This window comes from Serratia sp. Ae19-1, from assembly GCF_059801225.1.
In genome coordinates, this window is the sequence record NZ_JBCHWD010000001.1 from 645,265 (window position 1) to 666,716 (window position 21,452).

The window sequence follows — 21,452 nt, forward strand, 5'->3', positions numbered from 1 at the left end:
GGGGTCTGCGTTGATTACAGCAGGCAGATTGATTACTGTATAATCAATTAAATTCCCTATTCGATAACTTGATGGAATGGATATAAAACAACTGCGCGCCCTGGTGGCACTGGCCGAACAGGGCAACTATCGCCAGGCGGCGAGCCAGCTGTGCATCAGCCAACCGGCGCTGAGCAAGCAAATTCAGGCGCTGGAAACCCAGCTCGACGTTCGGTTGTTCGAGCGTGGCCGGCAGGGGGCGGTGCTCACCGCCGGCGGGCAGCGGCTTTACCCGGAGGCACAGGCGCTGGTGGAGCAGTACCAGCAGTTTCAGCGGCGCGCGCGAAAGGTAGCGTCAGGAGAGGCGGGGCGGCTGGCGCTGGGGTTTGGCCTCTCCAGCTTTCATCTGGCGCCGCAGCTGGTGGCCGCTTTCCGCCAACGCTTTCCCGAGGTGGCCATCGGCCTGGAGGACATGCCGTCGGAGCGGCAGTATCAGCTGCTGCTGCAGGGGGAGTTGCAGGCGGGATTCGTGCGCTTGCCGGTCAATACGCCGCTGTGCGGCGTGGCGTTGCTCTGTGACCGGTTGGTGCTGGCCGCGCCGGGCGCGCTGGCGCTGCGAGCCGACGATCTGATGGCGCGTTTCAATCAGCTGCCGCTGTTGCAGTTGACCCCTAAACGCGGGCGCGGATTGAGCGATCAGTCGCTGCGGTTTATCGCCGCTCACCGCCTGACGCCGAACGTGGTACAGCAAGCAGGCGATATCCAGACGCTGCTGGCGTTGGTCGCCGCCGGCGTCGGCGTCGCGCTGCTGCCGCACAGCATCACGCATATCGCGCCGGCCGGCATCGATATTTTAGCGCTGAGCGGCGAGGAAACGGAGTGGCAGGTCGGTATCGCCTGGGATCCGCAGCGCGCCGATGCGCTGCGGGACAACTTCGTGCAGACGGCGCTGGCGGTACAACGCGCTTAGGCATTCAAAGCGGACAATGCATCACCACGATCGGGCTTTGATGGTACTCGCTGCGGTGGCTTTCGCTGAAGCCGACCTTTCTCGCCAGCGCCAGCGAAGCCAGGTTTTCAGGCGAGATGATGCAGACGGTTTTCTCCCCCGGCAGGTGCGTTTTACCCCAGGCCAGCGCCGCCCGCAGCGCCTCGGTGGCGTAGCCTTTGCCGTGCGCCGAGCTCACCAGCGTCCAGCCCATCTCCGGCGCGTCGAGCGCCGGGGCGATGTCGCGCAGGAAGTTGGAGAAGCCGATGCTGCCGAGGTACTCGCCGCTCTGCTTATCGCGCACCGCCCAATATCCGTAGCCTAACAACGCCCAGTGGCCGACGTAGCGCATCAGACGTCCCCAGGAGTCTTCCCGGTCGCGCGGCGTGCCGCCGATATAGCGCACGACCTGCGGATCGGCCCACAGCGCGGCCAGCGAGTCGAAGTCGTCCAGCGTGTGCGCGTCCAGCCTCAGGCGTTCGGTGACAAGCGTCGGCGCGGTGTTGATTACGGTCATGTTGCTGCTCCTGCACGGGGTGAAAGGCGATGAAAAACAACGGCGTTCAGTATGCCAGAGAAATCACGCCGCCAGCCACCACCGCCGGATGAACCGGAAGCCGCCCAGGCCGAGTTGGGGCGTCAGCGGCCAACGGCGCGCGACGAATCCAAACAACGGTGTCTCAGGCTCGCGTCGCTAATAATATGGCGGGCAGGCATTGCCGATATTCGTAAGTTTTCCCTTTCATTATTATTTGCCATCAACCCTGGCTGAACCTAAATTTTAACATTTACGTCGTGACGAGCGTGTCAATTCATCAGGCTAATGCGGGTGGCCTGCAGTATGTGATTATGCTCAACATTCACTTGTTATTATTTTTTTATTAAAATTTAGTTCGGTGGTCTTTTTTTGAGATGATTTTCCTTAAAATTGATAATTTGCGATACAAAAAACTAACTTTATGGTTTTTGGCGCGTCAATATATCAATGGATGTGGTGATTGGTTAACCTTTGGTTATGGTTTGCAAGAAAAATCCTATATAAACGATGGTGAGGTGAAAAAGCGTATTTCGTGGCGTTAATTGAGTGGTTTTTCTTGCCTGTACTTGGGTATTTTCGCGAATTACCTGATTAAATATTTATTTAATATTTCATTAACATTTGACGCCAAACTATAAATGATCGCTATAGTGAAAACATGTGAATAAAATGAAATATAGATTTAATGACCATATTCTCTTTGACGCAGACACCAGAACCCTTAGTCCAACAGATTTTTCTGACGATCCCATATCCATATCCAGTCCTTCCAAACGGTTGCTGCTGCTGTTGATTGCCCACCATGGCGAAGCCGTAGGGCGTGAACTGATATTCAAGAAGGTCTGGGACGATTACGGCATGGTTTCCAGCAATAATAATCTTAATCAATGCGTCAGCAAATTGCGGCGGGTGATTAAAAATCTTGGCGTTGAGGATGAGGTCATTGTTACGGTCCCTAAAGTGGGTTTTATGTTGCGTGATGAGATTACCATCGAGTCTTATGAAGACGCGGAAGATATTAACGACGCAGAGCCTGCCGCGATGTTGCCGGGATCTGCGCCTGAAGCGGCGGTAAATCCGCCGCCCGAAACCGTCATCAATGGGGCCGCCTCTCAACCTGGTTATTCCCGCCGCTGGTGGCTGATGATCAGCGCGTTGGTTCTGGGGGGGCTTTTCGTGGCTATTGCGATGACGACCTATTTCAGCGGTTCGGGGGCCCGGCAGGAGAGCTACCTGGGAAAGTCGGGCAATTGTAAGGTGTTCATGTCGCTGCCTGATGCCTCAAGCTCGGTCAGCGCCAGCCTGAATCGGGACATTCTGGCTTACGCCGCGCACCAAACGGGAGAATGCAGCGGCGATGAGTTTTTGCTGGTGGTGCGCAGCAATCAGGTCAGGGCTTACATTTCCGGCATCTCCCGTTTATTCCTGCTGCGCTGCAAGATCTTGCGTGAACATAAGATGGAGATCTGTTCCGGTTTGGAAAGCGACAATGCCGAGTTTATTAATTGACCATTGAAGCCATTGCTCAACGCGATTGAAAGGGCGACGAATATGACAAAAATATTACAGCGTTGAAATAGAACGTTTGATTTCATTTGGCGAGTCGCCGTGTGGCGTTTATCGAGAGGTATTTCCTTTTTTCTACCGCTTACTACCTAATTATGGTGATTATGTATGGTTAAAGCCGATTTCGGTGATGCGTTGCTATTCTTTGAACCCAACTTTTTAGTGAGAAGAGGAATGAAAGCATTTCTCGTTACCCGATCAAGCGACAGGTATTTTATCGATACTTTGACGGCGCTGGAGAGGGCATTGAAAGAGGGAAAGCCTCATGCGCTAATTATGGAGTTATATCATCATAGCGAATATTTGTATGATGTATTACGGTTCGTTATGACGGCAAAAAATGTCTGGCCGGAAATTCCCCTGGTGATTTTCACCGCTGTAGAACACCCCGGCATATTAGCGTTGTTGGCGACGGATGCGCGCATAGCTATCGTGGCAAAGGATGATCCTTTGCATTGTCTGAGTGACGCCATTGCGGCTGCCGGTGAGTTCTCCGGCTATCTTTCCCCACATATTCGCGCCCGGTTGACGCATTCGGCCACCGCATTATCTGACAGCGAATGGCGCGTTTTAGCCATGATGGCTGCCGGTGCTTCTCCAAGAAGCATCGCCAATGTGACCCGGCGAAGTTACAAAACCATAAGCTCCCATAAACTGAATATTATGCGAAAGTTGGGTCTCAATCAGGCCGGCTTTATGCGGCTAATTCTTACCTTGAGAACCCGATACCCTTCCTGAAACGTGGCGAAAAGCCACCTTTTCTCTACGGCGGCCGATCTTGATTGGCTGCTGCCCCCCCTGTGTGAATCTCATCAATCTTCCCTCCCAACGAATAACGCCGGCGCTGAAATTCTGCGCGGGTATGGGAGTGAGGGACAGGGCTGCCAAATGGCTAAATAATCGCCGCCTGATGGGGTTAAACCACAATGTGATTGTGCTTTCATCAAATGCTTAACCCGCTTTTTAATGTGATTGACGGGGAGATAAAACATTAATTATGGAATTTAAATCTAAATATTTGAACTTTAATAGTTAATGATTCTTTTTTGATCGGCTGGGGATATTCTTGTGGCGTCAAGCAGACTGGCTAAACGCAGTGATGCAAACGGCTGGCTGAGAATGGACGAAAGAAAGAAAACATATTCAACATTGAAGGGAGTTACACCATGAAGAAAATGACACTGGCTCTGGCGATCGTTTCCGCCTTTGCAGCGGTCAGCACTGCACAAGCCGCCGACGTTACCGCTCAGGCGCTGGCAACCTGGTCTGCAACCGCCAAGAAAGACACCACCAGCAAACTGGTCGTGACGCCGATTGGCAGCCTGGCCTTCAACTATGCAGAAGGCATTAAGGGTTTCAACAGCCAGAAAGGCCTGTTTGACGTCACCGTGGAAGGCGATACCACGGCAACCGCTTTCAAACTGACCTCAAAACTGGTCTCCAATACGCTGACTCAGCTGGATACTTCCGGTTCTACTTTGGAAGTCGGGGTGAACTATAACGGTGCGGTGGTCGGGAAAACGGCTGAAACCACCATGATCGACACCACCGCCGGTATTTTGGGCGGCAATCTGAGCGCCTTGTCCAACGCCTACAACCAGGCCGGCCGCACCAGCGCGCAGGATCAGTTCACCTTCAGCATCATCGGCGCGACGTCAAACGGCACCACCGCCGTCACGGATTTCAGCACGCTGCCGGAAGGTATCTGGAGCGGCGATGTCAGCGTCGAATTCAACGCGACCTGGACTTCCTAATCCCCTAACGATCTGCATCTGGCAGGGGGGAGACCTCCTGCTATTTATCGCCCATCAACGCCAGTGGAATACCGCAATGACACGCTTTTCTCTCGCCGTCACCCTGATGTTAATGCTGCTGCAGCCGGCTTTGGCTCTCGATGTGGGTGAGATCAGCTCCTTCATGCCGGGCGACAGCGCGCGTCTGAGTAAGGAAATCAAAAACACCACCGACAGCGGCCGGCTGGTCAACGTCAGCATCGAACGCATTTCCAGCCCCCTGGCCTCCGGTACGGTGATCCCGATGAGCAGCCGGGATGAAATGCTGCTGTCGCCCGCCAGCCTGATCTTGCCGGCCAACGCCAGCGATGTGATCCGCTTTTACTACAAAGGGCCGAACGACGCGCAGGAGCGCTATTACCGCATCATCTGGTTTGATCAGGCGCTGAGCGAGGCGGGGCAAAATTCGGCTCGGCGCAATGCCGTGGCCACCACGTCGGCGCGCATCGGCACCATTTTGGTGGTGGCGCCCCGGCAGGATCGCTTCGCCTATCAGTTCGCCAATGGGCGGATCAAAAACACCGGCAATGCCACGTTCAAAGTGGTGGCCTACGGCAATTGCAGGAACAAGCAGGACGGCAGCGACTGCAAGGAAAACTATTTCGTGATGCCGGGGAAGGATCGCGCCTTCAGCAAGGTTGACGTCAACGATAAAAAAGGGCGTGTCGCGCTGTGGCACGGCGAACAGTTTATCCCGGTGAAGTAATGCGCGCGTTATCCACGATGGATGCAAAACAATCACGCAAGGAGTGGCATGTGAACGCTGTGCTGTTGAAAACGCTTTTGGCTGCCGGTGCGCTGGCGCTCCCGACGCTGTTGCCTGGCCGTATGGCGATGGCGGCCGGCTTGACGCAGATTAACGGCGTGCTGATCCCGCAAACCTTCAGCCTGGCGTTGCGCGAGGGGATGAGCATTCCGCTGTTGCTGCATTATGAGAAGAGCGATGGCGTCAAAGATGACAGCCGCATCGGCCACGCCTTTCTCTACCTGGATCAGGACAGCCTAAAGATTCGTCGGGTGACGCTGGAGGATAACGACGACGGCGCCCGGCTGACGGCGGCGATCGCCGCTCAGCTGCAGGCTTTGCAGGATGCGCCATTCGATCGCCGGCAGCATATCCGGGTCGCGGACGACGCCTGGCTGGCGCTGGATTTCCGGCAGCTCAACCTGCAGCTGGTGGTCAAGGAATCCGCCTTGGGAACGGTACTGCGCAGCCGCTCCAGCGATATCGGCGCGTCCAGCGTAGATGCCGTGAGCAGCACGCTGGATTATAACCTGGGGGTCTACGACAACCGCGCCCGCGCCAGCGAAGGCAATACCTCCAGCTATTTATCGCTCAACAGCGTCACTGCGCTGCGTGAACACCACGTGGAGTTGAACGGTTCAATCTACGGTATCGGCAGCGGCGATGAAAACGCCACGCTGTACAAAGCGATGTACGAGCGCGATTTCGCCGGCCGCCGTTTCGCCGCCGGCATGCTGGACAGTTGGAACCTGCAGTCGCTGGGGCCGGTCACGACGCTCAACTCGAGCAAGATTTATGGTCTGTCATACGGTAACCGCGCCAATTCGACGGTATTCGATAACACCCAATCGTTGACGCCGATCGTGGTGTTTTTCCCATCGGCCGGCGAAGTGCATCTGTCGCGCGACGGACGGCTGCTCAGCGTGCAGAACTTCGCCATGGGCAACCATGAAGTGGACACCGGCAGCCTGCCCTACGGCATTTATGACGTCGAAGTGGAGGTGGTGGTCAACGGCAAAGTCGTGGATAAACGCATGCAGCGAGTGAATAAACTGTTCAGCCCCAACCGCGGCGTCAATGCGCCGCTGGCCTGGCAATTCTGGGGCGGGATGCTGCGCATGGACGACTGGCGTGGCGAGCGGGAACGCCACCGCCCGGCAAAGGATTCTTATTTGCTTGGCGCTTCGGCGACCGGCAATCTGCAAACGCTGAATTGGGCGCTGTCGGGGTACTCGTTTGACGGTAACGCCGTCGGCGAGAGCCGCATCAGCCTGCCGGTGACCGAGTCGATTCAGTTCAACCTGCAAAATATGGCGGCCTCCGATCGCTCCTGGAGCCTGATCAACAGCGTCAGCGCCGCGTTGCCCGGCGGTTTCAGCAGCGTATGGATCAATCAGGAGAAAACGCAGATTGGCGATCGTCTGTTGCAAAATGACGCCTATAACCGCGCCGTTGGCGGCAGCCTCAATCTGGGGGCGCTGTGGTCTCCGCTGGGCACCCTGAGCGTCAGCTACAACGACGATAAAAAGAACGACAGCCACTATTACAACGCCGACTATTACCAGAATATCTTTACCGGCCGTTTTGGCACGCTGGGCGTGCGTGCGGGCGTGCAGCGCTATAACAACGGCAGCAGCAACGCCAATACCGGCAAATACATCGCGCTCGATTTTTCACTGCCGATGGGCAACTGGCTCAGCGCGGGCGTCTCCAACCAGAACGGCTACACCACCGCCAACCTGGCGGCGCGCAAGGACATCAAGGACGGGCCGATCCGCACCCTGGGCGCCAACCTGTCGCGGGCGATTTCCGGTGATACCCGCGGCGACAATAGCTTTAACGGCGGCGGCTATGCGCGCTTCGACACCAAATATTCCACCGGCACGCTCAACGTCAGCAGCTCCGCCGACGGCTACGTCAACAGCAGCCTGACCGCGAGCGGCAGCGTAGGCTGGCAAGGGCGTGATATCGCCATCAGCGGCCGCAACGAAGGCAACGCCGGGATCATCTTCAACACCGGCATCGAAAATGACGGTCTGCTGACCGCGCGGGTTGATGGCCGGATGGTGAAACTGAGCGGCAATAAGAACTACCTGCCGTTGTCGCCTTACGGCCAGTACGACGTTGAGTTGATGAACAACAAAAACTCGGCGGAGAGTTTCGACATCGTGACCAAACGTAAGAGCAAGCTCACTTTGTATCCGGGCAACGTGGCGGTGATCTCGCCGGAGATCAAACAGATGGTGACGGTATTCGGCCGCATCAAGGCGGAGGACGGCACGCTGCTGGCCAACGCCTATATCAAGAACCATATCGGCCGCACCCGCACCGATGAGAAAGGCGAATTTATCATGGATGTCGACAAGAAATTCCCGGTTATCGATTTTACCCACAGCGGCAATCAGACATGCGAAGTGGATTTGGATCTGAGCAAGGCGCAAGGCGCAGTGTGGGTCGGCGACGTGATCTGCACCGGGCTGAAAACCTATGCGGGCAATGTTTCATCCGGGGAGTTTGACCATGAGAGCTAACGTTGCGCTGTTGTTATTGCTGGCGCTGATGGCCCCTGCGCTGCAGGCGGCGGTCAGCCAGACCAACTGGCCGGATGCGGCGGTCATGAAATTTGTCTTCGTGGAAAACAACGCCGACGACAACTTTTTCGTCACGCCCGCCGGCGGGCTGGATCCGCGCATGACCGGCGCCAATAAATGGACCGGGCTGAAATACGGCGGTTCAGGCACTATCTATCAGCAAAGCCTGGGGTATGTGGATAATGGCTACAACACCGGGCTGAATGCCAACTGGCGTTATGACATGTGGCTGGAAAATGCGCCGATCAAGAATCCGTTCCTCGGTTTGCGCTGCATCAACTGGTATGCCGGCTGTAATATGGATACCAGTTTGATCCTGCCGCAGACCACCGACGAAAAGGGGTTTTACGGCGCGGTGGTCACGACCGGCGGTGCAAAATGGATGCACGGCATGATGTCGCCGAGTTTCTATCAGTATCTGAAACAGATGGCGGCGGGCGAAGCTTTCAGCATGCAGATCAACGGCTGCCAAACGTCGGTGGCGTACGACGCCTCAGCCGGCGGCCGCTGTCGGGATCAGGCCAGCGGCAGCTGGTACAAGCGCACCGTCACGCACAGCAAGGCGGCGCACCTGCGTTTTATCAACACCAACGCCGTCTCGGAAGTGTTCGTCAACAGCGATGGGGTGCCGATCATCGGCGAGGGCAATGCCGATTGCAAGAACCAGACCATCGGCGCCCGCTCAGGCATCATGTGCAAAATGGTCAGCTACGATTTGCAGACCGACGGCAGCGTCAGCAATACCTCGATTCATATTTTTCCGGCGATTAACCATGCGGCGCTGTCTTCAGCGGTGAATGCCGCCGATCTGCAGTTCAGTCTGAACGGCAACACCTGGAAAAATACCTCGGGCACCGGCAGCTACTATACCTTTAACGAGCTGAAGAGCAGCAACGCGGTCTATGTGTTCTTCTCCAGCAACTTCTTCAAGCAGATGGTCGCGCTGGGGATATCCGACAGCGGCACCCGCGATCTGATCAATTTCCGCTTTCAGAACACCACCTCGCCGGAGTCGGGGTGGTATGAGTTTTCCACCTCAAACCAGCTGATTATCAAACCGCGCGATTTCAGCATCAGCATTATTTCCGATGACTACGACAACAGCCCACACCGTGAAGGGTATGTCGGCCCGGCGGAACCGGCGCTGGAGTTCGGCTATTTCGTGACCACCAGCGGCAAAACCGCCGCCGATCAGGTGAGGGTGATGGCGACCGGGCCTACTCAGGCGATCAACGGGGTGAACTATTGTCTTTTTTCCTCTGCGGATAACAGTATACGGGTGCCGTTCCCCGCCACCCTCGGCATCACCACCAGCACCAACGGCCAGCAGAGCTTCGCCGCCGGCTGCGATGGCCAATGGCACGACATGACCAACGCGCTCTGGAGCAGCACCCCGTGGAATGATATTTCCGGCGAAGTGGGGGTGCTGAACAAGACCCGCGTGACGTTCAGCATTCCGATGAATAATCCGATCTCGCTGAGAACCGTCGACGGCAACGGTTGGTACGGCGACGTCAGCGCCGCCGGTGAAATTCATGTCGAAGCCACCTGGCGCAACATTAATTGAGGACAGCGTGTGAAACGGGTGCTGATAGGATTGCTGTGTCTGTCTTTTCCCTTTACCGCCGCCGCGATCAATGTCGGCACCCTGACGTTCGCCATGGATCAGGACCGTTCATTCACCGCCAAGCGAGTGTTGAATAACAACCGCAGCGCGCGCCTGTATCAGGTGAGCATTCGCGCCATCGATCGGCCGGGAGAGCGCGAGGCGCGCAGCCGGCCGGCGGATGGCGAACTGCTGTTCGCCCCACGTCAGCTGACGCTGCAGGCCGGGCAGGCGGAGTACTACAAGTTTTTCTATCACGGGCCGCAGGATAATCGCGAGCGTTATTACCGGGTCTCATTTCGCGAAGTGCCGACCCGATTGTTCGAGCCGGGGCCGCGTCAGGGCGCCGGCGTCAACCTGGAGCCGATCGTGGTGATGGACACCATACTGGTGGTGCGCCCGCGTCAGATAAACTTTGCCTATCGGCTCGATGCGCAACGCGGCACGCTCACCAACACCGGCAACACCTACTTCAAGTTCCTGCTCAAACCGGGCTGCAACAGCACGGATGAAGAGGGCGTCACAGAATACCTGCGCCCCGGCGATACGCTGACCCATCCCGGCATTCGGCTGAAGGGACAGAAATTCATTATCTATAACGACAAATTTATCAGCGTAGACCGCAGCTGCCTCGATTAACGCGGCGGAATGGCGAAGCGGAAGCAGGCACCGTTTGGCGCTTGTTCGATCAGCTGAATGTCGCTGTCGTGCAGCTGCAGAATGCGCCGCACGATCATCAACCCCAGCCCGCCGGCAGGGCGCCGGGCGCCGCTGATGATCGACGGGCGTACAAACAGATCGGCGCGCAACGCCTGCGGAATGCCGGGGCCGCTGTCGCTGACCTGCACCATCACCTGGTCTTCCTGCCGCCACAGCCGCACGCCGATATCGCCGCCGGGCGGCGTATGGCGAATGGCGTTGTCCAGCAGGTTGGTCAGCACCCGCTCAATCATGCTGAGATCGGCGAACACCGGCGGAATGCCGGGAGCGATGTCGGCGTGCAGCCGCTGGTTACGCGCCTCCGCCGCCAGCTCGAATTTCTGGAATACGTCCTGCAGCAGTTCGCTGAGGGAGAAGGGCTCTTTCTGCGGTTTCACCACGCCGTATTCCAGCCGCGCCAGCTCAAACAGCTCCTGCGCCAGCTTGCCTACCTTGCGGCTCTGCGCCAGCGCGATCTCCAGATAGCGCCGCCGATCGGCTTCGCTCAGGGTGGCGGCCTTGACCGACAGCGTTTCCAGATAACCGTGCAGCGAGGTGAGCGGGGTGCGCAGATCGTGCGAGACGTTGGCGATGAATTCACGACGCAGCCGATCCTGCTGCGCCAGCGTTTGCCACTGTTCGGCAAGGCGCTGCGCCATGCGGTGGAAGGCCTGTTGCAGCTGGCTGACCTCGTCACGTCCGGCCGGCGTCGCCGGCTGCGCCGCGTAGGCCTGCACCGCCTCAATGCCGCCGTTGTCCAGCGCATTGACCTGCCGGGTCAGGCGACGGATGGGGCGCGTGACCCAGTAGAAAGCGAAACCGCCGGCCAGCAGGCTGAACAGCACCATCACCCCGGAGGTCCACAGCGCCATCCTGACCGCCGAGTTGAACTGGGCGTTGCTGGCCAGCGCGGTATAGTCCTCCCCGAGCAAGACTACATACAGATAGCCTTCGATTCGGCCGTCGACCTTTAGCGGCGCGACGCTGAACACCTTGCGCCCGTCCGCGCTGCGCGGATCGTCGCCATACACCGGCATCTGCGCGCCATCGAGTAGCGCCTGCAGCGGCGCCAGCGCGACCCGCTGCCGTTTCAGGTGCCCGGCCGGCGCGGCATTGCCGATAATCGCCCCTTGCTTGTCGAGCAGGTATACCTCAACGCTGGGATTCACCGCCATCAGCTGATCGAACAGGGTGTGCACCGCCTGCGGATCCGGGCCGTTCGCCCCCAGCAGCGGGTTGCTGTCGGCGATGTGCTGCGCCAGGCTGCCGGACAGGCGTTGGATCACCGCCTGACTGTATTGGGTGCTGCTGCGCACCTGCATCCAGCCGGAAAAGGCGCAGCCGATGACGATCAGCAGTGCGAAGATCAGCGTAAGGCGTGGCGCTAACGTAAGGTTTTTCATGGCTCACTCTTGCGGCGCGGCCGCGAATTTATAGCCCATGCCCCACACCGTGAGGATGCGCTCGGGTTCCGCCGGGTTGCGCTCGATCTTGATGCGCAGCCGGTTGATATGGGTGTTGACGGTGTGCTCATACCCTTCGTGCTGATAGCCCCAGACCTGATTCAACAGGCTGAGGCGGGAGAACACCTGGCCCGGATGGCGGGCGAAAAAATACAGCAGGTCGAATTCGCGCGGCGTCAGTTCGATCGGCTGCTGCTGCAGGCGCACCTCGCGGGCGATAGGGTCGATGGTCAGATCGTTGAAGCTGAGCACGCCGGCGTCCATGCGCAGGTTGCGGCTCATCGCCTCCTGGCGGCGAAACAGCGCCTTGACCCGCGCCACCAGCTCCAGCATGGAAAAGGGTTTGGCCAGATAGTCGTCGGCGCCCAGCTCCAGCCCCAGCACGCGATGCACCTCGCTGGAGCGCGCGCTGGTGATGATGATCGGCGTGTAGCGCGTCATGGTGCGCGCCCGGCGGCAAATCTCCAATCCGTCTACGCCCGGCAGCATCAGATCGAGGATCAAAGCGTCCCAGCCGCCCTGTTCCAGCATCGCCATGCCCTGATTGCCGTCGGCGGCGTGGCTGATGGCGTAACCCTCGTCACGCAAATGCAGCTGCAGCAGTTCGGCGATGTCGCCATCGTCCTCGACGATCAAAATGCGTTTTGGCTTTTCCATTCTCATTACCGCTGATTGCCCGATTCTCTCTGAAGTCTACACAACCCCCACCGGTGGAGTTATCACATTTTATTTAACTTTGCGTGAGGTCTTGGGGAACAAATCCGGGGAATACTCGGTTCATCGCATCATTAGTCGGCAGGAATCGCCATGAATCTCACTCTCACCCCGGAACCACGCCAGACCGTGCATCCGCTGTGGCTGCGGTTGACGCATTGGCTCAATGCGCTGGCGATGCTGATCATGGTGACCAGTGGCTGGCGCATCTACAACGCTTCGCCGCTGTTCAACTTCAGCTTTCTCAACGAGCTGACGCTTGGCGGCTGGCTGGGCGGCGCGTTGCAGTGGCACTTCGCCGGCATGTGGCTGTTCGGCGTCAACGGGTTGTGCTACCTGCTGATCAACCTGGCCAGCGGGCGTTTCAAGCGTAAATATTGGCCGCTCAGCCCGAGGCAGTTTCTCGCCGATTTCGGCGCGGCGCTGCGCGGCCGGCTGCAGCACGCCGACTTGCGCCACTACAACATGGTGCAGCGCGTGGCCTATTTGTCGGTGATGGTCATCGGCGTGCTGAGCGCGTTGTCCGGATTGGTGTTGTGGAAGTCGGTGCAGTTTCCGCTGCTGCGCACGCTGCTCGGCGGCTATGAAGCGGCGCGCTATATCCACTTTTTCGCCATGTCGGCGCTGGTGGCCTTCGTGGCGATTCACCTGGTGATGGTGGCACTGGTGCCCCGTACGCTGCTGGCCATGCTGCGCGGACGTTAAGGAGTTCACGATGGAAAAGGATAAAACGATCATGACGATCGGCGAGGGACAGGCGATCGTCAAAGAAGCGCAGCGCTTGTTGACCGCGTCGTCTCGCCGCCGCTTTCTACGCAATGGCCTGACGCTGGGCGGCATCGCCATGCTCACCGGCTGCGATCTCAGCGACAACGCCAATGTCGAACAGGCGCTGAGCCGCATTTCGCGTCTCAACGATCGGGTGCAGGGCTGGTTGTTCAACGGCGAGCGTCTGGCGCCGGTCTACCCGGAATCGATGATCACCCGGCCGTTCCCGTTCAACGCCTTTTACGCCGAGGAGGAGGCGCCGGATATCAACGGCGACGACTATCGGCTGGAGGTGGCCGGGCTGGTGCGGGACAAGCGCGCCTGGAGCCTGCCGCAGCTGCACCAAATGGCGCAGGTCAGCCAGGTGACACGGCATATCTGCGTCGAGGGCTGGAGCGCCATCGGCAAGTGGGGCGGCGTGCCGTTCGCCACCTTTCTCAAGGCGATCGGCGCGGATCTGAGCGCTCGCTACGTCAGCTTCAAATGCGCCGACGACTACTACACCAGCATCGACATGGCCACCGCGCTGCATCCGCAGACGATTATCGCGCTGACCTATGACGGCCAGATCTTGCCGCGCAAGTATGGCTACCCGATGAAGCTGCGCATGCCGACCAAGCTGGGCTACAAGAATCCGAAACACATTCAGGTGATCGAGGTCACCAACCGCTTCCCGGGCGGTTACTGGGAAGACCAGGGTTACAACTGGTTTGGCGGCAGCTGAGGCGGCCGCCGGCCATTCTCCGGCACTCCGGTGCCTTTGACATGACGGAAGGAAATACCATGAAAAAGTTATTCGCAATGATGATGTGCAGCGCGTTGATGCTGGGTGTGGCCGGCGCCAACGCCGCGGACAGCATGAGCAAAGACGCGATGAAAAAGGACGGCATGAGCCAGATGTCGCACGACGGCATGGCGAAAGACGGCATGAAGAAAGATTGCATGGGCAAGGAGTGCATGAAGAAAGACAAGATGGCCAAAGACGCCATGAAAAAGGATGGCATGGCGAAAGACGGTATGGCCAAAGACGGCATGAAGAAAGACGAGATGAAAAAGGACGCGATGGGGCATTAAGCCGCCGCGATCCGCGGCCGGAAGCGGGCGTTCCGCTGCGGCCGCGGACAACATAAGGAGAGGGGATGATGCAGGCGACATGGCTGCGGCGCTTTCAGCGCTCGAACGGGGACGTTATCTTTATGCGCGCGGCGCTGGTGGTGATCTTCGCCGCCTTCGGCTACGCCAAGTGGTTTGATTACGAGGCGCAGGGGCTGGTGCCGCTGATCGGCAACAGCCCGCTGCTGAGTTGGATGCATCAGGCGTTCGGCATTCGTGGCGCCAGCTATGCGCTGGGCGTCGCCGAATGGAGCTTCGGTTTATTGCTGCTGGCGGGATTCTGGTCGCGGCGTCTGGGCCTGCTGGGGGCGATCGGTTCGACGGTGACCTACCTGACTACGCTGACGCTGATCTTTTCCACTCCGGGCGCCTGGGAGCCTTCCGCCGGCGGTTTCCCGGCCATGGCTGGGGCCACCAGTTTTTTAATCAAGGATCTGGTGTTGCTGGCCGGCTCCCTGGTGCTGCTGAAAGCCGATTTGCCGGCCGAGCAGGCATAAAAAAGGGCGTAGCCTGGCTACGCCCTCTCTCCATCGCCGGTTATCACATATCCGGGAAGGTCAGGGTGCCCCCCGGCGCTTCGCGATGAATGTGCAAGAAGTTCAGGTGCTTCTCGTACTGGTCGAGGATATCGCCAATCACCTGTTCCTTGCTGTAGTCCATCAGGTCGTTGCCCTGGGTGCCCTCCATCAGGAAGGTCTCCAGCCGGTAGTAGTGCGACTTGCCGGAACGGGCGCGGTAGGTGAAGCCCGGCACCGAGTAACGCATCGGCCAGATCTGATAGATGAAGTTCTGTTCTTCGCCCAGGTGCACCAGCAGCTCCAGGTGATTCAGGCGTTCGTCTTCGGTCGGCGGCACTTCGCTGAACTCCACCTTCGCGCCGCGCAGCGCCAGCTCGCGCGCCACGTCCTGCATCGCCGGGCGGCAGACCTTATCCAGCATTTTTTGCGTGTACTGCGTGCCCGGGTAGTTCATCACCCGCGACAGGCGCTGTTTCCAGTTGAGCACGTCGTGGCTGGAGACCGGCACCGGCGCCAGGGTGCTGAGCGCGCTGGCCTTGCGGTAGTCTTCCACCCGCAGCGATTTATACAGCCCGGCCATCACGAAGAAGATCACGAAACTGAACGGCAGGCCCATGATCACCGTGGTTTTCTGCAGCGCCGGCACGCCGTCGGTCATCAGCATGCCGATGGTCAGCAGGCCGATGGCTACCGACCAGAAAATCCGCAGCCAGTTCGGCGCATCATTATTGATGTCGGCCAGCCGCGAAGTGAAGTTGCCCAACACCAACGAGCCGGAGTCCGCCGAGGTGACGTAGAACAGCAGGCCGGTGATGGTGGCCACCGAGGCGCTGAAGGTGAAGCCGGGATATTGCGCCAGCAGGCTGTAGAAGCCGCGCTCCGGGAACTGCATCACTTCCTGCGCGAATTCGGCGTTGCCGTGAATGATCTGATACAGCGCGCTGTTGCCGAAGATAGACAGCCACAGCAGGGTGAACACGAACGGAATAATCAGCGTGCCGACCACGAACTGGCGAATGGTGCGCCCACGCGAGATGCGCGCCAGGAACAGGCCGACGAACGGCGACCACGCCACCCACCAGGCCCAGAAGAACAACGTCCAGTTGTTCATCCACTCCACCGGCCGATCGAAGGCGAAGCTGTTGAGCGTCATGCCCATAAAGCGGTTGACGTAATCGCCGACGTTGAGCACCAGCGCATTGAGCAGGAATTCGGTGTCGCCGAAGAACAGCACGAACAGGATCAGGCCCAGCGCCAGCAGCACGTTCAGCTCGGACAAGATGCGGATGCCCTTGTTGACGCCCGAAGTGACCGAGATGGTGGCCATGATCACCGACAGCAGGATCAGCGAGCCCTGTACCGTCAGGTTTTCCGGGATCTCGAACAGCACCTTGAGGCCGTAGTTGAGCTGCACCACGCCGATACCCAGCGTGGTGGCGATGCCGAAGATGGTGCCGAGCACCGCGGCGATGTCCACGCTGTGGCCGATCGGGCCGTTGATGCGTTTACCGAAGATCGGGTACAGCGCCGAACGGATGGTCAGCGGCAGATTGTAGCGATAGCTGAAGTAGCCGAGGGCGATGCCCATCAGCGCATACATCGACCAGCCGGTCAGGCCGTAGTGGAACAGCGTCCAGACCATCGCCTGGCGCGCCGCCTCCAGCGTTTGCGCGTCGCCTTCCGGCGGCATCATGTACTGGGTCACCGGCTCGGCGACCGAGAAGAACATCAGATCGATACCGATGCCGGCGGCGAACAGCATCGCCGCCCAGCTCATCAGGCTGAACTCCGGTTTGGACTGTTCCGGCCCGAGCTTGATCGAACCGAAGCGCGAGGCGGCGATAAACACCACGAACACGATGTACAGCGTCGCCGCCAGCAGGTAGTACCAACCGAAGGTGGTCGACACCCAATTCAGCGTGCGGGTGATCCACTGCCCGGAGAAGTCGGTGAAAAAGATGGTCATCAGCGAGAAGGCCAGGATCAGCCCCGCCGAGGTGAAGAAAACCACAGGGTTGAGGCGGTCCTGCTGCGGTTTGGAGGAGGTTTCGCGTGTTGTCATCGTCATCCTCTGAACTGAGTAAAATCGTGCCGCTCCGCATTCTGGGGCGCGTTGGCGCCGCCGGAAAACGGGCGAATGAAGGCGGCGGCCATCCCCACGGGGATGGCCTGAGTGATGCCGCTTTCGCCTGTTGCTGAAGCGCCGGAGCGCTTCGCGGCGGGAACCGCTTACAGCCACTGATTTTGGTCAGATTCGTTAATTACCTCACAAAAATCAGCCAGTTCCACAACCAGATAGTACAAATTTTTAACCAGGCGGCAATAAAATATATGCAATTTTTATTGAACGTTCAATCAAAAAAAAGTTTAATAGTCCGCATGATGACCTGAATCACGGGCGAAACGGCAGTGAAATTTGCCCGCTGAGATAAGGCCGAAGTCGGTTTTGTGAGAGTCGAAATATGCCAAAGGTAGGAATGCAGCCAATCAGAAGGCAGCAGTTGATTGATGCCACGCTCGCCGCGGTAAACGAAGTGGGAATGCATGACGCCACCATTGCGCAGATCGCGCGGCGGGCCGGCGTTTCCAACGGCATCATCAGCCATTATTTCAAGGATAAGAACGGCCTGCTGGAAGCCACGATGCGCTACCTGATCAGCCATCTGGGCGAGGCGGTGAAGCTGCGCTTGCAGGCGCTGACCGACCACAGCCCGGCGGCGCGGCTGCAGGCGATTGTCGCCGGCAACTTCGACGACAGCCAGATCAACAGCGCGGCGATGAAGACCTGGCTGGCCTTTTGGGCCAGCAGTTTGCATCAGCCGCAGCTCAATCGGCTGCAACAGGTGAACGGCCGCCGGCTCTATTCCAACCTGTGCGCCGAGTTTCGCCGCGTCATGCCGCAGCCGCAGGCACGCCTGGCGGCCAAGGGGCTGGCGGCGCTGATCGACGGACTGTGGCTGCGCAGCGCGCTGCGCGGTTCGGCGTTCAATCAGGCGCAGGCGTTGGCGCTCACGACCGAATACATCACGTTCCAACTCCGGGGGCAAACGCCGCCTGGAGGATAACCCAAGGAGATCCTATGTCCCGTTTTGGCTTGCAGAAGCTCTATATTCATGGCGCCTATGTAGACAGCACCGCTGGAAAAACCTTCAACGCCATTAACCCGGCGAATGGCGAAGTACTGGCTGAAGTCCAGTCCGCCGGCGCTGAAGACGTCGATCGTGCGGTGGCCAGCGCGGCCAGCGGGCAGAAGGTGTGGGCGGCGATGACGGCGATGGCGCGTTCGCGCATCCTGCGTCGCGCGGTGGATATTCTGCGCGAGCGTAACGATGAACTGGCGGCGCTGGAAACGCTGGATACCGGCAAAGCGATGTCGGAAACCACCGCGGTGGACATCGTCACCGGCGCCGACGTGCTGGAGTACTACGCCGGCCTGATCCCGGCCATCGAAGGCGAACAGATCCCGCTGCGCGATACCTCGTTCGTTTACACTCGCCGCGAACCGTTGGGCGTGGTGGCCGGCATCGGCGCCTGGAACTACCCGATTCAAATCGCACTGTGGAAGTCCGCGCCGGCGCTGGCGGCGGGCAACGCGATGATCTTCAAACCGAGCGAAGTCACGTCGCTGACGGCGCTGAAGCTGGCGGAAATTTACACCGAAGCTGGCCTGCCGGACGGCGTTTTCAACGTGGTGACCGGCAGCGGCGCGGAGGTGGGGCAGTACCTGACCGACCATCCGGGCATCGCCAAAGTGTCCTTCACCGGCGGGGTGAAAACCGGCAAGAAGGTGATGGCCAACGCGTCGGGGTCGACGCTGAAGGAAGTCACCATGGAGCTGGGCGGCAAGTCGCCGCTGATTATTTTCGACGACGCCGATCTGGATCGCGCCGCCGATATCGCCATGATGGCCAACTTCTACAGCTCCGGCCAGGTGTGCACCAACGGCACCCGCGTCTTCGTGCCGGCGGCGCTGCAGGCGCAGTTTGAGGCGAAGATCCTCGAGCGCGTGAAGCGCATTCGCCTCGGCGATCCGACCGATCCGCAGACCAACTTCGGGCCGCTGGTCAGCTTCGCGCACATGGAGTCGGTGCTGCGCTTTATCGAGAGCGGTAAAAACAGCGGCGCGCGCCTGCTGTGCGGCGGCGAACGCGTCACCCACGGCGAGTTCGGCAAGGGCGCTTACGTGGCGCCGACGGTGTTCAGCGACTGCCGCGACGACATGGAAATCGTGCGCGAGGAGATCTTCGGGCCGGTGATGAGCATCCTCAGTTACCAGAACGAAGAGGAAGTGGTACGCCGCGCCAACGACACTACCTTCGGCCTGGCCGCGGGCGTGGTGACCAACGATCTGGCTCGCGCGCACCGCGTGATCCATCAGCTGGAAGCCGGCATTTGCTGGATCAACACCTGGGGCGAGTCGGCGGCGGAAATGCCGGTCGGCGGTTACAAGCAGTCCGGCGTCGGCCGCGAGAACGGTCTGACCACGCTAGAGCACTACACCCAGATCAAATCGGTGCAGGTTGAGCTGGGCGATTACGCCTCGGTGTTTTAACTATCCCCGTCGTCTTTCGAGCCGCAGCCGGATGGCTGCGGCCGACAATCCCCAGAGAGCCAAATACACCGCCTGTTGTGGATCCGCGCTTCGCGTTTTCGTCTCATGCAGGCCTATAAAGTAAGGAGATAATGAATGGAATTTGACTACATCATTATCGGTGCCGGTTCCGCCGGCAACGTGTTAGCCACCCGATTGACCGAAGACGCCGACGTCAGCGTCCTGCTGCTGGAAGCCGGCGGCCCGGATTACCGGATGGATTTCCGTACCCAGATGCCGGCCGCGCTGGCGTTTCCGCTGCAGGGTCGCCGCTACAACTGGGCGTATGAAACCGACCCTGAGCCGCACATGAACAATCGCCGGATGGAATGCGGCCGCGGCAAAGGGCTGGGCGGTTCGTCCCTGATCAACGGCATGTGTTACATTCGCGGCAACGCGATGGACTTCGACAACTGGGCCAAGGCGCCTGGCCTGGAAGATTGGACCTATCTGGACTGCCTGCCGTATTTCCGCAAGGCGGAAACGCGCGATATCGGCCCGAACGATTACCACGGCGGCGAGGGCCCGGTGAGCGTCACCACGCCGAAAGCCGGCAACAACGAACTGTTCCACGCGATGGTGGAAGCCGGCGTGCAGGCGGGCTATCCGCGTACCGACGATCTGAACGGTTACCAGCAGGAAGGCTTCGGCCCGATGGATCGCACCGTGACGCCGAAAGGGCGCCGCGCCAGCACCGCTCGCGGTTATCTGGATCAGGCGCGTTCGCGACCAAACCTGAAGATCGTCACCCATGCGCTGACCGATCACATCGTATTCGACGGCAAGCGCGCGGTGGGCGTCAACTATTTGCAGGGCGACAGCAATCAGCTGACCCACGCCAAAGCGCGCCGCGAAGTGCTGCTGTGCGCCGGCGCCATCGCCTCGCCGCAGATTCTGCAGCGTTCGGGCGTCGGCCCGGCGGCGCTGCTGAACAGTCTGGATATCAAGGTGGTGCACGATCTGCCGGGCGTGGGGGAGAACCTGCAGGATCACCTGGAGATGTATCTGCAGTACGCCTGTAAGAAACCGGTGTCGCTGTACCCGGCGTTGCAATGGTTCAACCAGCCTAAGATCGGCGCGGAGTGGCTGTTCAACGGCACCGGCATCGGCGCCAGCAACCAGTTCGAGGCCGGCGGCTTCATCCGCAGCCGCGAAGAGTTCGCCTGGCCGAACATTCAGTATCACTTCCTGCCGGTGGCGATTAACTACAACGGCAGCAACGCGGTGAAAGAGCACGGTTTCCAGGCGCACGTCGGCTCGATGCGTTCGCCGAGCCGCGGCCGGGTGCAGGTGAAGTCGAAAGATCCGCGTCAACACCCGAGCATTCTGTTCAACTACATGGCGACCGAGCAGGATTGGCAGGAGTTCCGCGACGCCATTCGCATCACGCGCGAGATCATGGCGCAGCCTGCCCTGGACGAATACCGCGGCCGCGAAATAAGCCCGGGGCCGGAGGTGCAGACCGACGAGCAGCTGGACGCCTTCGTGCGCGAGCATGCCGAAACCGCTTTCCACCCGTCCTGTTCGTGCAAAATGGGCGAGGATGAGATGGCAGTGGTCGACGGCCAGGGCCGGGTGCACGGCATGGAAGGATTGCGGGTGGTGGATGCGTCGATTATGCCGCTGATCATCACCGGTAACCTGAACGCCACCACCATTATGATCGCAGAGAAGTTAGCCGATCGCATTCGCCAGCGCGCGCCGCTGCCGCGCAGTACCGCCGACTATTACGTCGCCGGTGATGCGCCGGTGCGCAAGCTGTAACCGACACGCCCTCTCG

Annotated in this window: 19 protein-coding genes; 15 read left to right on the top strand and 4 right to left on the bottom strand. The window is 59.3% G+C overall.

The annotated features are described in order from the left end of the window. Nucleotides 1-76: 76 nt before the first annotated feature. Nucleotides 77-949 carry a LysR family transcriptional regulator gene (locus AAIE04_RS03220; RefSeq protein ID WP_019454478.1) on the top strand — a complete coding sequence of 291 codons (873 nt, stop codon included), beginning with the start codon at nucleotides 77-79 and terminating at the stop codon, nucleotides 947-949. Between the two features lie 4 nt (nucleotides 950-953). On the opposite strand, the gene AAIE04_RS03225 is transcribed toward AAIE04_RS03220, so the two are convergent. After that, the gene (locus AAIE04_RS03225; protein ID WP_498576477.1) at nucleotides 954-1,484 is read right to left on the bottom strand and encodes a GNAT family N-acetyltransferase; all 531 of its coding nucleotides are present in this window, start codon (nucleotides 1,482-1,484) and stop codon (nucleotides 954-956) included. 690 nt (nucleotides 1,485-2,174) lie between these two features. Here AAIE04_RS03225 and AAIE04_RS03230 point away from each other — a divergent pair. The 7 genes from AAIE04_RS03230 (at nucleotide 2,175) to AAIE04_RS03260 (ending at nucleotide 10,445) form a co-directional block, all read left to right on the top strand. Then, nucleotides 2,175-3,014, top strand: coding sequence for a winged helix-turn-helix domain-containing protein (locus AAIE04_RS03230; protein WP_025159985.1), 840 nt, complete (start codon nucleotides 2,175-2,177; stop codon nucleotides 3,012-3,014). Between the two features lie 165 nt (nucleotides 3,015-3,179). Continuing rightward, nucleotides 3,180-3,809 carry a helix-turn-helix transcriptional regulator gene (locus tag AAIE04_RS03235; protein WP_498576478.1) on the top strand — a complete coding sequence of 210 codons (630 nt, stop codon included), beginning with the start codon at nucleotides 3,180-3,182 and terminating at the stop codon, nucleotides 3,807-3,809. 428 nt (nucleotides 3,810-4,237) lie between these two features. Beyond that, on the top strand, nucleotides 4,238-4,825 hold the full coding sequence (gene ecpA, locus AAIE04_RS03240; protein WP_004939148.1) for a common pilus major fimbrillin subunit EcpA: 588 nt from the start codon (nucleotides 4,238-4,240) through the stop codon (nucleotides 4,823-4,825). 76 nt (nucleotides 4,826-4,901) lie between these two features. After that, nucleotides 4,902-5,570 (top strand): EcpB family pilus assembly chaperone, encoded by a 669-nt coding sequence (locus tag AAIE04_RS03245; RefSeq protein WP_154746790.1) that lies wholly within the window; start codon nucleotides 4,902-4,904, stop codon nucleotides 5,568-5,570. A gap of 17 nt (nucleotides 5,571-5,587) precedes the next feature. Next, nucleotides 5,588-8,140, top strand: coding sequence for a CS1-pili formation C-terminal domain-containing protein (locus AAIE04_RS03250; protein WP_498576479.1), 2,553 nt, complete (start codon nucleotides 5,588-5,590; stop codon nucleotides 8,138-8,140). After that, on the top strand, nucleotides 8,130-9,767 hold the full coding sequence (gene ecpD / locus AAIE04_RS03255; RefSeq protein ID WP_498576480.1) for a fimbrial adhesin EcpD: 1,638 nt from the start codon (nucleotides 8,130-8,132) through the stop codon (nucleotides 9,765-9,767). The genes AAIE04_RS03250 and ecpD overlap by 11 nt, the downstream gene beginning before the upstream one ends. 9 nt (nucleotides 9,768-9,776) lie before the next feature. Beyond that, nucleotides 9,777-10,445 (top strand): fimbrial biogenesis chaperone, encoded by a 669-nt coding sequence (locus AAIE04_RS03260; protein WP_019454471.1) that lies wholly within the window; start codon nucleotides 9,777-9,779, stop codon nucleotides 10,443-10,445. Here AAIE04_RS03260 and AAIE04_RS03265 read toward each other — a convergent pair. After that, nucleotides 10,442-11,908: a sensor histidine kinase gene (locus tag AAIE04_RS03265; protein ID WP_498576481.1), complete on the bottom strand. Its 1,467-nt coding sequence runs from the start codon at nucleotides 11,906-11,908 to the stop codon at nucleotides 10,442-10,444. The genes AAIE04_RS03260 and AAIE04_RS03265 overlap by 4 nt on opposite strands. Nucleotides 11,909-11,911: 3 nt before the next feature. After that, complete coding sequence (locus AAIE04_RS03270; RefSeq protein ID WP_197667376.1) at nucleotides 11,912-12,625, bottom strand: winged helix-turn-helix domain-containing protein; 714 nt, start codon at nucleotides 12,623-12,625, stop codon at nucleotides 11,912-11,914. A 150-nt stretch (nucleotides 12,626-12,775) separates the two neighbouring features. On the opposite strand from AAIE04_RS03270, the gene AAIE04_RS03275 reads away from it, so the two are divergent. The 4 genes from AAIE04_RS03275 (at nucleotide 12,776) to AAIE04_RS03290 (ending at nucleotide 15,060) form a co-directional block, all read left to right on the top strand. Next, nucleotides 12,776-13,387 carry a cytochrome b/b6 domain-containing protein gene (locus AAIE04_RS03275; protein WP_154746792.1) on the top strand — a complete coding sequence of 204 codons (612 nt, stop codon included), beginning with the start codon at nucleotides 12,776-12,778 and terminating at the stop codon, nucleotides 13,385-13,387. A gap of 10 nt (nucleotides 13,388-13,397) precedes the next feature. Continuing rightward, nucleotides 13,398-14,174 carry a molybdopterin-dependent oxidoreductase gene (locus tag AAIE04_RS03280; RefSeq protein WP_019454467.1) on the top strand — a complete coding sequence of 259 codons (777 nt, stop codon included), beginning with the start codon at nucleotides 13,398-13,400 and terminating at the stop codon, nucleotides 14,172-14,174. 59 nt (nucleotides 14,175-14,233) lie between these two features. Next, the gene (locus AAIE04_RS03285; RefSeq protein WP_019454466.1) at nucleotides 14,234-14,524 is read left to right on the top strand and encodes a pentapeptide MXKDX repeat protein; all 291 of its coding nucleotides are present in this window, start codon (nucleotides 14,234-14,236) and stop codon (nucleotides 14,522-14,524) included. 65 nt (nucleotides 14,525-14,589) lie between these two features. After that, nucleotides 14,590-15,060 (top strand): YkgB family protein, encoded by a 471-nt coding sequence (locus tag AAIE04_RS03290; protein WP_019454465.1) that lies wholly within the window; start codon nucleotides 14,590-14,592, stop codon nucleotides 15,058-15,060. A 43-nt stretch (nucleotides 15,061-15,103) separates the two neighbouring features. On the opposite strand, the gene AAIE04_RS03295 is transcribed toward AAIE04_RS03290, so the two are convergent. Beyond that, nucleotides 15,104-17,143, bottom strand: coding sequence for a choline transporter (locus AAIE04_RS03295; protein ID WP_025159984.1), 2,040 nt, complete (start codon nucleotides 17,141-17,143; stop codon nucleotides 15,104-15,106). 400 nt (nucleotides 17,144-17,543) lie between these two features. Here AAIE04_RS03295 and betI point away from each other — a divergent pair, with 400 nt between their 5' ends. The 3 genes from betI to betA all read left to right on the top strand — a co-directional run bounded on the left by betI (nucleotide 17,544) and on the right by betA (nucleotide 21,436). Continuing rightward, nucleotides 17,544-18,146 carry a transcriptional regulator BetI gene (gene betI, locus AAIE04_RS03300; RefSeq protein WP_025159983.1) on the top strand — a complete coding sequence of 201 codons (603 nt, stop codon included), beginning with the start codon at nucleotides 17,544-17,546 and terminating at the stop codon, nucleotides 18,144-18,146. 14 nt (nucleotides 18,147-18,160) lie between these two features. Further along, nucleotides 18,161-19,633 (top strand): betaine-aldehyde dehydrogenase, encoded by a 1,473-nt coding sequence (gene betB, locus AAIE04_RS03305; RefSeq protein ID WP_019454462.1) that lies wholly within the window; start codon nucleotides 18,161-18,163, stop codon nucleotides 19,631-19,633. Between the two features lie 135 nt (nucleotides 19,634-19,768). Continuing rightward, a complete protein-coding gene (betA, locus tag AAIE04_RS03310) occupies nucleotides 19,769-21,436 on the top strand; it encodes a choline dehydrogenase (protein ID WP_019454461.1) in 1,668 nt (555 codons plus the stop codon). The last annotated feature ends 16 nt before the right edge of the window (nucleotides 21,437-21,452 follow it).